Source organism: Solemya velesiana gill symbiont (genome assembly GCF_002020805.1).
Classification (GTDB): Bacteria; Pseudomonadota; Gammaproteobacteria; order Chromatiales; family Chromatiaceae; genus Sedimenticola_A.
Window position 1 is genome coordinate 1 of sequence record NZ_MPRJ01000081.1, and the last position, 11759, is coordinate 11759.

Sequence of the window (11759 nt, forward strand, 5' to 3'; positions counted from 1 at the left end):
GCAAAAAAGTTCGGTTGCATAGTCTGTGTACTGTGATTGAAAAGTTGTGTGTGTGTTATTATCGCAGATTAAGGTGGGTTTTTAGAGATTCCCATAAGCAGGAATACCAGAATCAGGAGATAACCTATGCCCTCATTTGACGTCGTATCCGAGGTGGATATCCAGGAGGTGAAAAATGCCGTGGATCAGTCCAACCGCGAAGTGAGCACCCGCTTTGATTTCAAGGGGGTGGGCGCCAAGTTCGAGCACAACAAGGAGGAGATCAAGCTGAGTGCGGAGCAGGATTTTCAGCTCAAGCAGATGCTGGATATCCTGCGCCAGAAACTGGCCAAGCGAAATATCGATGTTGGCTGCATGGAGGTGAAAGATTCGGAGTGCAGCCTGAATGCCGCCCGCCAGCTGGTGGTGATCAAGCAGGGCATAGATACGGATACCGCCCGCAAGATGGTCAAAGGGATCAAGGCCAGCAAGCTCAAGATGCAGGCCCAGATCCAGGGTGAACAGGTGCGGGTGACCGGGAAAAAACGCGATGACCTGCAGCAGGTGATCGCGCTGCTGAAAGACAGCGACTACGGACTGCCGCTGCAGTTCATCAATTTCAGGGACTGAGTGATGACAATGGTTCGGCCTGTCGTTCTACTCGGCGCGCTTCTTCTGGCAATGCTCTCTGCCAGTGCGGGAGCTTCAGATGCAGACACCGATAAGTCCGAGCGGGTACTTCAAAGTCTTTCGCTTCTTCTGCCTGACCTGCAGCTGTACAGTGTGACCCAATCGCCGGTACCCGGGCTTTACGAGGTGGTTGTCGGTCCGCAGGTCATCTATGTCACCGAGGATGCCCGCTATGTTCTGCGTGGGGATGTTATCGATCTTGAGCAGCGAAAGAACATCACCCTGCCGAGTCTCAACAAGGCAAAGCTCCAGGCGGTGGAGAAGGTCGGAGAGGACAACATGCTGATCTTCGCACCGGAAAACACCAGGTACACGGTAACGGTGTTCACCGATATCGATTGCGGTTTCTGCCGCAAGCTGCATAAGGAGATGGATGAGTACAACAAGCGCGGCATTCGTGTGCGTTACCTGTTGTTTCCAAGGGCGGGTGTCGAAAGCCCCTCGTTCAGTAAAGCGGTTTCCGTCTGGTGTGCAAAAGACCCCAAGGAAGCCATGACCCAGGCAAAGTTGGGCAAGGTGGTTGAGGAGATGAAGTGTGACAACCCGGTACGCAGGCATATGGCACTGGGAGAGGCCATGGGGGTGACCGGCACCCCGGCCCTGCTGCTCGCCAATGGCGAAATGATTCCGGGCTATATTCCACCCGACAAGATGGAGCGTCTGCTGTCTGAGCTGCCTGGAGAATAGACTGGACAGCAGAAACCCTACCACGCAGCATCTTTAGGAATTAAGTTACTGATTTTTTCTGGAAATGTGCGCTCGTTTGCAGTTTGGTCTTCTGATCTGTTCCAAGATTCATGGCGGGGTATGAAGACTTGCTAGAGCTGACTTTTATATGAATTTAATGTCCATCGAGGCGGTGTCACGCTCTGACAAGGGTCTCGTCCGAGAGATCAACGAGGATAACCTGGCAACGCTGCCGGAGTTTGGCCTGGTGGTGCTTGCCGACGGAATGGGTGGACACAATTCAGGTGAAGTAGCGAGCCAGGTGGCCGTGGAGACCATGGCCTCCTACCTGATGCCGGTGCTGGCTTCGGTTGGCGAGGCGCCGTTGGAAGAGGCGGTAGTGGCGGCTAACGACACGATTTTTGCCACTATCGAAGAAGAGTCCCAATTTAACGGCATGGCCACTACGGTGGTGCTCGGGGTGTTTGGAGAGCAGACACTGCGTTATGCACATGTGGGAGACTCCCGGCTCTATTGCTACAGCGATGGACAGCTGGGGCTTCTGACCAGGGATCATTCGATGATCCAGGAACTGGTCAACCAGGGAATGTTTGAAAACACGGAGGAGGCCCGTGAGGCAGGCGTACAAAATAACGTACTGACCCGTGGGTTGGGTGTCGACCAACAGGTGGAGGTCGATATCGCTGAAATAGAGATAAAAACCGGCGACCTGTATCTCTTCTGCTCGGATGGTCTGAGCAACATGGTAAGTGATGGCGTGATGGAAGAGTTACTGGCTGCAACGGATGAAGATATCGAGTCGACGGCTGATAAACTTCTAGCACTAGCGCTGGAAAATGGCGGCCTGGATAATGTTTCTCTAGTCCTGGTACGCCCGCAGTTTGATTAGGCGATAGGGCTAATGCACGCAGTGATGTTTAAAAGTGAGAAAGTTTCGCCCGGGGAATGTGAGATGGAGGAGCTGGTAGTTTACAAAGATGACGTCGTCGTAACCGAGATCGATCTGGATAAGCCGGAGATCTTGATCGGCCGTGGTGTGGAGTGTGATGTTCATCTCGATGATCTCTCCGTCAGCAGGCATCATGGTCAGTTGCGCAAGATCTTTACGGATTTCTTCATTGAAGACCTGGGGAGTACCAACGGCACCCTGCTGAACGAAAAGCCGATCAAGAAACACATTCTCAAGAATGGCGATGTGCTTACCCTTGGCGCCTTCAGACTGCGGTATGTAAGGGAAGGGGCAGTTGAAGAGGAGGAGGATCTGGACAAGACCGTTGTCCTCGAGGTCCCAAAGCAGGGTGCAGCGTCAAAGGCTCAGCCGGCCCGCAGCCTCACACCGAAGACCGCAGCGGTCAAGTTTTTCCGGGGGGCGAACAAAGGGCATTCAGACGAGATCAAGCGACCTCTCTATACCATCGGCAAGCCCGGTGGCGACGTGGCAGCCATCGCACGCCGGCCCCAAGGCTTCTACCTGCTCCATATTGGCGGGGATCACTATCCCAAGATCAACGACAAGGAGATCGATGTCTCCGGTGGTGTGCAACTCCACGAAGGTGACCTAGTGGAAGTGGGGGAGAATCTCGCCGAGATCTCTTTTGGCTAGTGTTAACAGGCCCTTAGCCCTAAAGCCGCTCTCTAATCCGTTTTAAGCTGTTTCAGCCGGTAGAGCTCGTCCAGCGCTTGTCGTGGTGTGAGCTCATCGGGATTCAGTTCGTTCAGTGCTTCCTCAACGGCAGATGGCGCAGTTTTGGTGGCAGCTGCAGGCTCAGTGGCAAACAGGGACAGCTGGTTGACCTGTTGCTCGGTGTGACGCTGGGCTGACTGTTCCAACTCCTCGAGTCTCAACCTTGCGCGATCGATGATGCGCCGTGGCACGCCCGCCAGGGCCGCTACCTGCAGGCCATAGCTCTGGTTTGCCGGCCCCTCGCGTACCGTATGCAGAAAGACGATGCTGTCGCCGTGCTCTACCGCATCCAGGTGGGCATTGGCAATTCCCGGGTACTCTTCCGGCAGGGTGGTCAGCTCGAAGTAGTGGGTGGCGAAAAGGGTATAGGCACGGATTCGGGTGGCCAGTTCCACGCCGCAGGACCAGGCCAGTGACAAGCCGTCGAAGGTGCTGGTGCCGCGCCCGATCTCGTCCATCAACACCAGGCTCTGTTCTGTAGCGTTATGCAGAATATTGGCGGTCTCCTCCATCTCCACCATGAAGGTTGAGCGCCCCCCCGCCAGGTCGTCGGAGGCACCGATACGGGAGAAGATGCGGTCCACGGGGCCGATGCGTGCAGCGGATGCCGGTACGAAACTCCCGGCATAGGCCATGAGCACGATCAGTGCGCACTGGCGCATGAAGGTGGATTTACCTCCCATGTTGGGTCCCGTGATGATCAGGATGCGGCGCTGGTCGCTGAAGTTGACGCTGTTGGCCACGAACGGGTTGTCACTTACCTGCTCCACCACCGGGTGGCGCCCATCGGTGATATCGAGGCCCGGTTCGTCATCCAGTTCAGGTGCATTGAGTTCCAGGCGCTCAGCCCGCTCGGCGAAGTTGGTGATGACATCCAGTGCCGCAAGGGCGTCGGCACACTGCTGGAGCAGGGGGGTGGATGCCTGGAGCTTGTCCAGCAGCTCATCGTAGAGCTGTTTCTCACGGGCCAGGGCACGCTCCCTCGCGGAGAGCACCTGGTCTTCGAATTTCTTCAGCTCCGGTGTAATGAAACGCTCGGCCCCTTTCAGGGTCTGCCGCCTGACATAATCCTCCGGCACCGAGTCGGATTGACTGCGGCCAATCTCGATGTAGTAACCGTGGACCCGGTTGTAACTGACCTTCAGGGTGGCGATGCCGGTGCGCTCCTTCTCCCGGCTCTCCAGGTCGAGCAGGAACTGGTCGGCGTTCTGGGAGAGATTTCTCATCCTATCCAGTTCGTCGTCGTAGCCTTCTGCCAGGACGCCGCCGTCACGTATCAGCATGGGCGGGGTCTCTATAACCGCTCGTTGCAGCAGGTCGATAACTTCGGGGTGAGTACCGACTTCGTCGGAGAGGCTTGTCAGCAAAGGTGCATCCAGGTCGCCCAGCCGCTTCTGCAGCGTGGGCAGTGCCGCCAGGGAGTCGCGCAGGGTGGCGAGGTCTCGCGGGCGGGCAGATTTCAGGGCGATACGCGCCAGAATGCGTTCGATGTCGCCGATGCCCTGCAGCTGGTCCTGGAGGTTCATATGGGCGTGTTGCTCCAGCAGGTGGCTGATGGCGTCGTGGCGCTCCCTTACGCGATGGGTGTCACGCAGGGGGCGGTTCAGCCAACGGCGCAGCAGGCGGCTGCCCATGGGGGTGGCGGTGCGATCCAGGATGCCGGCCAGGGTATGCTGGGGCTGACCGCTCAGGCTGTGATCCAGCTCCAGGTTGCGTCGGGTGGCGGCATCGATGATGACGGCATCTTCCCGCCGCTCCACGGACAGGCCGCGGATATGGGGCAGGGCGCTGCGCTGGGTGTCTTCCACGTACTGCAGCAGGCAGCCCGCGGCAGCGACAGCCAGGGGCTGGTCGGCACAGCCGAATCCCCCCAGGTCGCGGGTGCCGAACTGGCGGGTTAGCAGCCTTTCGGCGGTTTCGAAGTCAAAGTGCCAGCTGGGACGGTGAGTCACCCCTCGTTGTTGCGGGGTTGTCGAGGGCAGCTCGTAATCCTCTGGCAGTAGCAGTTCTGCGGGGCGCAGGCGTTCCAGTTCTCCTGCAAGGGCCTCCTCTGAGGCCATTTGCTGGATCACGAAGCGGCCACCACTGAGATCCAGGGTGGCGAGGCCGAACTGGCCATCCGATCCCAGCAGGGCAGCAAGCAGGTTGTCTCTTCGCTCCTCCAGCAGGGCCTCGTCGGTGACGGTGCCGGGGGTGACGATGCGCACCACCTTCCGCTCCACCGGTCCCTTGCTGGTGGCGGGATCGCCTACCTGTTCGCAAATGGCGACCGATTCCCCCTGGCGGACCAGTTTCGCCAGGTAACCCTCTGCCGCATGGTAGGGAACCCCGGCCATGGGGATGGGTTGTCCTGCGGATTTGCCCCGCTTGGTCAGGGTGATCTCCAGCAGCCGTGCAGCTTTCTCTGCATCGCCATAGAATAGTTCGTAAAAGTCTCCCATGCGGTAGAAGACCAGCATCATGGGATACTCCGCCTTGATGCGCAGGTACTGCTGCATCATCGGTGTATGTTGTTCTTTTTTTTCTAATGAACTCATGCCGTTACGCTGCTCTATTTATTGATCTATAAGTATTTATTCTTTTTAGGTCGTCTCTTGTAGTATCATCGAGTCTCACGAAATATCATCCAATCTCAGGAAAAAGTGTAACTTGAAGTGTAGCTCTTGTTGGTGTAACTTTCCATGGAAAGTTACACTTTTTTCCATTGCGTCGGACAAACTGACATCAATTCAAGAGGATGCCAATGGCAACAGTACAGAATACCAAACCCTTGTCTTCCAGGACAGTGGAGACGATGAAGGCGGGAGATAAGATCAAGGCCGACAAGGGGGAAAACATTGGCTTGCGAGTGAAATGCGGGGCTACCGGATTAAAGACATTTTTCTATCGCTATACCAGCCCAATCACCTCAAAGCTCGTTCAGGTGAAAATCGGCAACTTCCCGGCGACCTCCCTGGCCGAAGCGAGATTGAAACTCCAGGAACTTAAACAAATTCGCCGCCAGGGACACTGCCCGGCAACCGAGGCCAAAGAGGAGAAACGGCTGAAACGGGAGCAAGCCCAGGAATTGGAACTGGGACAACGAGAGTCAGTTAAGGAATCCTTCACAGTGGAGAAACTCGTAGAGCTCTACCTGACCCAGTATATCGAAGACCGGAAATCTCCAAGCGGAAAGGCCATCGCCGGCGCACGAAAACCGAAAGGTCAGTCTGAGACGCGCAGAACCCTCTATGGCGATGTGATTCCTAAGTTGGGGGAGTTGGCGGCAAATGCTGTCACGCGAAAGGCTGTGGTGGATATGATTATGGCAATTGTTCAACGTGGGGCAAATGTTCAAGCAGGAAATGTACTGAGAGAGCTTTCCGCCGCCTACGAGTTTGCGATTGGTCTGGGCTATTTTTCAGATGAGTTTGCAAATCCGGCAATTCTCGCCAAAGCAAGCCTCAGACAGGCCAAGGTGAAACTCACCCATCAGCGAGGAAAAAGAGTCCTCTCTGATACCGAATTGGCGACGTTGCTGAAATGGTTGCCTGGGTCTGATTACACCGCAACACAGAAGAGTGTTCTTCGGTTTACCCTCTGGACAGGGTGTCGTACTGGGGAGGTCTGCAATGCGGCCTGGAAGGACATCGACTTGAAGAAACGAACATTCCACATAAGGGAGAGCAAGACGGAGGTCGAGCGCTATGTGCAATTGCCCAGCCAAGCGGTGGAGTTCCTGAAAACACTTCGCCTGACCACTGGGGACTACCCGTTTCCATCCCAGAAAACGCGGTTGCCTATCCAGCAAAAGCAGTTAACCGAGCAGGCCTGGCGGATGAGAGTAAGCAACAAGATGGTAGCTCTTCCGGCCTGGACACCTCATGATCTGCGCAGAAGCGTTCGGACTGGCCTCTCACGTTTGCAATGCCCAAACGAAGTGGCAGAAGCCGTATTGGGGCATTCACGCAAAGGAATAGAGGGAACGTATGATTTGCACGGATATGAGAAGGAGTGTAAGCGCTGGCTGCAGAAATGGGCGGATCATCTGGACGCGCTTATTCGTTAGTAGTTGAGACTCGGTCTTACAGTAAGTGCCAAGCTTCAACAGGGTGTGTTCGACCCACCCGGTCGTTCAAGGCAGCGTTAGTTCAATGGCAATATCTGAGTGGAGCAGTCACCCAGCGTGGCTGCTAAAGGGTAGCAAGTCGGCCAAAACGGCTATTGCGGTTCTCAGCCACCAACGACCGCAACCAGTCGGTTAACAGCCGTAGCCAACTGGGAGTGGTCACAGCAAAGGCTATCCAGGTCAGCGATGAACGTAGGAATAGCTAACAACAGAGCTACACGCAACAGGAACTTGGAGTGGCTTACCGCGTAGATACTGGCCAGCAGCACGCCCCATAGCAGGATGTCCAGGGTAGCAAGGCCCAGGATGTCTCTCGGCCAGAAGGGGTAGGCCAGGAGCATGAGCGTCAGAACCAGCAGCAGCCCGAAATATTGGCTGCGGGTCCACTCCGGTAACCACTTTAAAGCAGCTTCTCTGGCCTGTTCGGTAAGTTCCGTCATGTGTAAAGACTCTGTCAGATGCAGCGGTTAATGCTCACTGAAATAGACCGGGCGACACCGAGGTTTATGTCACATCGACGGATTATTAACTTTTGATGGAAGGTATTAACTGGCTCGTTGCAAAAAGCAACGCGGCGGCAACTACAACAGAAGGGCCCGCCGGTGTGTCCCACTGCCAGGACGCTCCCAAGCCAAGAAGAACAGCCACTGCTGCGACACCCGCGGCAGCCAGGGCCATCTGCTCCGGGGTGCGGCTGATGCGGCGGGCTGCTGCTGCCGGGATGATCAACATGGAGGTGATCAGGAGCACGCCGACGATCTTCATGGATACGGCGATCACCAGCGCGATCAGGAGCATGAAAATCAGGCGTATCCGGGTGATCGGAACCCCTTCCACCCGGGCCAGTTCCGGGTGCACCGTCAGTGACAGCAGTGGTCGCCAGATCAGGACCAGCGTCGTCATTGCCAGCGCACCTCCCCCCCAGACCCAGAGGAGGTCCCCTGCGCTCACGGCAAGGATGTCGCCGAACAGGTAGCCCATGAGGTCTACACGGACGCTGGTCTGGAAGGAGATCGCCACCAGGCCCAGGGAGAGGGCGCTGTGGGCGAGGATGCCCAACAGAGTGTCAGTGGTCAGTTGTCGGCGTCCCTGCAGGCTGATCAGCAGCAGGGCGATTGTTACAGCAACGAGCACCACCGAGAGATTGAGGTTGAGGCCGAGCAGGAAACCCAGTGCCACACCCAGCAGGGCGGAATGGGCCAGGGTGTCGCCGAAGTAGGCCATGCGCCGCCAAACCACGAATACTCCGAGCGGACCGGCGATCATGGCCACGCCCAGGCCGGCGGTGAGAGCACGCAGCATGAAATCATCCATGGTGGTGTTCCTCGTCTGGGACCACAGCACCATGGATGTCATGGGTGTGGTCGTGATGGTGTGTATAGACCGCGAGCTTGGAACTGGTGTGGGCGCCGAACAGTTCCAGGTAGGCAGGATGCCGGCTGACTGCTTCCGGGTGACCCGAGCAGCAGACGTGGCGGTTTATACACGTCACGCGGTCGGTGGCTGCCATCACCAGGTGCAGATCGTGGGAAATCATCAATACACCACACTGATGCTGGTCCCGAATGCGGGTGATCAGCGAATAGAGTTCGGACTGGCCGGTGACATCGACACCCTGTACCGGTTCATCCAGTACCAGCAGGTCGGGATCACGCAGAAGCGCCCGTGCCAGCAACACCCTTTGATGCTCGCCGCCGGAGAGGGTTTGCATAGGGCTTTTCAGCAAGTGATTGATATTGAGCTCATTGGCAATTCCAGTAAGTTTTTCCGAAGTTGCGCTTCCTGTCAGTGTCAGAAACTGTTGGACGGTCAGTGGCAGGTTGTCGGGCAGTGAAAGGCGTTGTGGCATATAGCCGATCTTCAAGTCGTCTTGAAGATGTACGCTGCCCCGGTCCGGTTGCAGCAGTCCCAGCAGGATGCGAACCAAGGTCGTCTTTCCTGCGCCATTGGGGCCGATCAGGGTCACGATCTCATTGCGGGAAACGCTTAGGTCCACTCGTTCCAGGACGTCGCGACCATTGAGCCGGATGCCGATGTCTTGGGCCGAGATCAGTGGCTCCTGGGGGCTGTTCATCCTGTGCTCCCATGTTCACAGGTGGCGCAGACGCCGCTGATTTCAAGGGTCTGCCGCTCAACCCGAAAGCCAAGGCGCTTGGCATCCCTGGCAATGGCATCGTCGATCACCGGGTCATCCAGTTCAGCGGCTTCACCACATTGGTCGCAGATGAAGAAACGGGGGGCGTGATGGTGATCGAGATGGCTGCAACCGACATAGGCGTTGAGGGAGGCGATACGGTGAATGAGTCCGTGCTCCATGAGAAAGTCGAGAGAGCGGTAGACAGTTGGAGGGGCTGCCTTGCGATTATTGCTGCTGATCTTCTCCAGCAGGTCATAGGCGCCCACCGGGCGATGGCTAGCCCAGACCAGTTCCAGCACGCGGCGCCTCAGTTCGGTCAGCCGCAGACCGTTTTCACGGCAGTAGCGTTCCGCCTCGTTCAGTGCCGTTTTGATGCAGGCTTTGTGATCGTGGTTGGCTGCCGGAAACAGGTCTTTCTCTTTTTTTGAGGCCATCTATTGCTCCACTTGGTTCTGGCGAAGGCAATCGACCAATGCATCGGTGAGGTTGCGCATCAGCCTGAAATAGGTGTCCGTATCGGCAGGAAGTTCGGCGCCGAGGGGGTCGAGTATGCCGTTTTCAGTCCCTGTTCCCCGGGTGATGGTGTGTGCCAGTTTGGGTTGGAACTGGGGTTCGCTGAACACGCAGGAGGCGCCAAGGCTTTTTATTTTTGCACGTAGTTTATGAACCCGTTTTGCCCCGGGCATATGTTCCGGGCTGACAGTAACCGAGCCTACGGCGTTCAGGCCGTACTGTTGCTCGTAGTAGGGATAGGCATCATGGAAGACAATGAAGGGGGTAGATCGTATGGCCAGGGTCTTTTCCCGTATCTCGCTATCCAGTACCTTCAGCCTGGCCTGTATTGCGCCTGCATTCTGTAAATAGATTGCTTTGTTGCCAGGGTCGAGACGACCGAGTTCCTGCTGGGCAATGCGCACGATCAGTGCGGCATTTTTGGGTGAGAGCCAGATATGGGGATTGGCATTGTGGTGATGCTCTTCCTTCTCGTGTTCATCATGGTGAAGGTGGCTTTCCCAGACGCCACCTTCGCGCATGGGTATCAGGTTGACGCCTTCGGTCGCGATCAGTTCGATAATGCGGGAGTCACTCTTCTGATTCTCCAGTATATGTTCCAGGGGTGTCTCCAGCTCTTCACCGATCCAGAATATCAGTTTGGCCTGGTTGATCTTGCGAGCATCTGAAGGGCGCAGTGAGAAGGCGTGTGGGGATTCGCCACCACTGATTAGAAGCTCGGGGGTGTCGACACCCTCCATCACGCCCGCCACCAGGGAGTGGACAGGCTTGATGCTGACCAAGACGCGGGGTGCTTTCGCCAGTACGCTGCAGGGCTGGAGCAGCAAGGCGATGGCGATGATTGCAATGCGCAGGATGAGGGATGTGCTTCCCATGAACGAAAGGGCTCCAAGTGTGCAATAGGTGAAATGTTATAATATTACACTAGTTTGCCGGGGGTGTTGGGTTCATTTGGGGTACATCCTGTACATAAAAAAACCCGGTCCTGTGGACCGGGTTTTTATGCTAAGCCTGAAAAGGAGCTTAAGCGTCGTAGTTTGAACCTACGAAATCCCAGTTAACGATGTTCCAGATCTCCTCGAGATACTTGGGACGGGCGTTACGGTAGTCGATGTAGTAGGCGTGCTCCCAGACGTCGATGGTCAGCAGGGGAGTCTTGCCGTCGGTCATGGGGTTGGCGGCATTGGAGGTGTTGACGATCTCGACGCTGCCGTCGCCATTCTTGACCAGCCAGGTCCAGCCGGAGCCGAAGTTGGTTGCGGCAGACTGGGCGAACTGCTTCTTGAACTCTTCAAAGGAACCGAAAGCGCTGTTGATGGCAACGGCCAGGGTGCCGGAGGGTGCGCCACCGCCGTTGGGGCTGAGGCAGTTCCAGTAGAAGGTGTGGTTCCATACCTGGGCAGCGTTGTTGAAGATGCCGCCGGAGGACTTCATGACGATCTCATCCAGGGAGGCGTCCTCGAACTCGGTGCCGGGTACCAGGTTGTTGAGATTGGTTGCATAGGTCTGGTGGTGCTTGCCGTAGTGGAACTCCAGGGTCTCCTGGGAGATGGTGGGTTCCAGGGCATTCATGTCATAAGGCAGGGCAGGTAGTTCGTGTGCCATTGCTATTGTTCTCCTGAAAATGGAAAAAGTACCGGCCTAGCCGGTATAAAAACCAACCAAAATTCTAGGTAATAATTAGGGGCAATCTAAATGGTGGTCAGCTGCAATGCAAGATTGAGCATCACTACTATCTGTCACCCTCGCTTCAATATCAAGTGGGTTTTTTTCATCCTGTTTGCAACAGACGTGCAGCAAGAATTGGTGATTGGCCTCCTGATAGGCTCTTTGTTCTTTTGTAATTCGTCAAATATCAACTATAGGGAACCTCGAAAAACACCGTCGTCATCATCAGCTGATCACGTGACCGGTTAAAACAGCAGCCCAATATTCGATTTCCCGTTCATTTCTTCGTTCTC

General features: G+C 56.2%; 12 protein-coding genes. 5 read left to right on the plus strand and 7 right to left on the minus strand.

The features are described 5' to 3' along the window. The first annotated feature begins 126 nt into the window (after positions 1–126). From BOW53_RS10765 to BOW53_RS10780, 4 genes are all read left to right on the plus strand, one after another. On the plus strand, positions 127–609 hold the full coding sequence (locus BOW53_RS10765; protein WP_078487992.1) for a YajQ family cyclic di-GMP-binding protein: 483 nt from the start codon (positions 127–129) through the stop codon (positions 607–609). Positions 610–612: 3 nt separating this feature from the next. Next, positions 613–1356 carry a DsbC family protein gene (locus BOW53_RS10770; RefSeq protein ID WP_078487993.1) on the plus strand — a complete coding sequence of 248 codons (744 nt, stop codon included), beginning with the start codon at positions 613–615 and terminating at the stop codon, positions 1354–1356. Positions 1357–1504: 148 nt separating this feature from the next. Then, the gene (locus BOW53_RS10775; RefSeq protein WP_078487994.1) at positions 1505–2245 is read left to right on the plus strand and encodes a Stp1/IreP family PP2C-type Ser/Thr phosphatase; all 741 of its coding nucleotides are present in this window, start codon (positions 1505–1507) and stop codon (positions 2243–2245) included. Positions 2246–2308: 63 nt separating this feature from the next. After that, positions 2309–2959: an FHA domain-containing protein gene (locus tag BOW53_RS10780; protein WP_172838874.1), complete on the plus strand. Its 651-nt coding sequence runs from the start codon at positions 2309–2311 to the stop codon at positions 2957–2959. Positions 2960–2991: 32 nt separating this feature from the next. On the opposite strand, the gene mutS is transcribed toward BOW53_RS10780, so the two are convergent. After that, positions 2992–5577 carry a DNA mismatch repair protein MutS gene (gene mutS / locus BOW53_RS10785; protein ID WP_078487996.1) on the minus strand — a complete coding sequence of 862 codons (2586 nt, stop codon included), beginning with the start codon at positions 5575–5577 and terminating at the stop codon, positions 2992–2994. Positions 5578–5783: 206 nt separating this feature from the next. Between mutS and BOW53_RS10790 the strand changes: the two genes are divergently transcribed. Beyond that, positions 5784–7088, plus strand: a complete 1305-nt coding sequence (locus BOW53_RS10790) for a tyrosine-type recombinase/integrase (protein ID WP_078487997.1) — start codon at positions 5784–5786, stop codon at positions 7086–7088. A gap of 164 nt (positions 7089–7252) precedes the next feature. Here BOW53_RS10790 and BOW53_RS10795 read toward each other — a convergent pair whose 3' ends face one another. From BOW53_RS10795 to BOW53_RS10820, 6 genes are all read right to left on the minus strand, one after another. After that, complete coding sequence (locus tag BOW53_RS10795) at positions 7253–7588, minus strand: hypothetical protein (RefSeq protein WP_078487998.1); 336 nt, start codon at positions 7586–7588, stop codon at positions 7253–7255. 85 nt (positions 7589–7673) lie between these two features. Further along, entirely contained in the window at positions 7674–8462 is a 789-nt protein-coding gene (gene znuB, locus BOW53_RS10800) for a zinc ABC transporter permease subunit ZnuB (RefSeq protein WP_078487999.1), read from the minus strand. Further along, positions 8455–9222 carry a zinc ABC transporter ATP-binding protein ZnuC gene (gene znuC / locus BOW53_RS10805; protein ID WP_078488000.1) on the minus strand — a complete coding sequence of 256 codons (768 nt, stop codon included), beginning with the start codon at positions 9220–9222 and terminating at the stop codon, positions 8455–8457. The genes znuB and znuC overlap by 8 nt, the downstream gene beginning before the upstream one ends. Beyond that, entirely contained in the window at positions 9219–9719 is a 501-nt protein-coding gene (locus BOW53_RS10810) for a Fur family transcriptional regulator (protein ID WP_078488001.1), read from the minus strand. Before BOW53_RS10810 ends, znuC begins: the two co-directional genes overlap by 4 nt. Continuing rightward, on the minus strand, positions 9720–10673 hold the full coding sequence (locus BOW53_RS10815) for a zinc ABC transporter substrate-binding protein (protein WP_078488002.1): 954 nt from the start codon (positions 10671–10673) through the stop codon (positions 9720–9722). 148 nt (positions 10674–10821) lie between these two features. After that, complete coding sequence (locus BOW53_RS10820; RefSeq protein ID WP_078488003.1) at positions 10822–11403, minus strand: superoxide dismutase; 582 nt, start codon at positions 11401–11403, stop codon at positions 10822–10824. Positions 11404–11759: the final 356 nt, after the last annotated feature.

Coding starts and splice junctions, on each gene's coding strand:
- BOW53_RS10770 (WP_078487993.1), top strand. CDS start 613: ATGACAATGGTTCGGCCTGTCGTTCTACTCGGCGCGCTTCTTCTGGCA.
- BOW53_RS10810 (WP_078488001.1), bottom strand. CDS start 9,719: ATGGCCTCAAAAAAAGAGAAAGACCTGTTTCCGGCAGCCAACCACGAT.
- znuB (WP_078487999.1), bottom strand. CDS start 8,462: ATGGATGATTTCATGCTGCGTGCTCTCACCGCCGGCCTGGGCGTGGCC.
- znuC (WP_078488000.1), bottom strand. CDS start 9,222: ATGAACAGCCCCCAGGAGCCACTGATCTCGGCCCAAGACATCGGCATC.
- BOW53_RS10795 (WP_078487998.1), bottom strand. CDS start 7,588: ATGACGGAACTTACCGAACAGGCCAGAGAAGCTGCTTTAAAGTGGTTA.
- BOW53_RS10765 (WP_078487992.1), top strand. CDS start 127: ATGCCCTCATTTGACGTCGTATCCGAGGTGGATATCCAGGAGGTGAAA.
- BOW53_RS10790 (WP_078487997.1), top strand. CDS start 5,784: ATGGCAACAGTACAGAATACCAAACCCTTGTCTTCCAGGACAGTGGAG.
- BOW53_RS10820 (WP_078488003.1), bottom strand. CDS start 11,403: ATGGCACACGAACTACCTGCCCTGCCTTATGACATGAATGCCCTGGAA.
- BOW53_RS10780 (WP_172838874.1), top strand. CDS start 2,309: ATGGAGGAGCTGGTAGTTTACAAAGATGACGTCGTCGTAACCGAGATC.
- BOW53_RS10815 (WP_078488002.1), bottom strand. CDS start 10,673: ATGGGAAGCACATCCCTCATCCTGCGCATTGCAATCATCGCCATCGCC.
- mutS (WP_078487996.1), bottom strand. CDS start 5,577: ATGAGTTCATTAGAAAAAAAAGAACAACATACACCGATGATGCAGCAG.
- BOW53_RS10775 (WP_078487994.1), top strand. CDS start 1,505: ATGAATTTAATGTCCATCGAGGCGGTGTCACGCTCTGACAAGGGTCTC.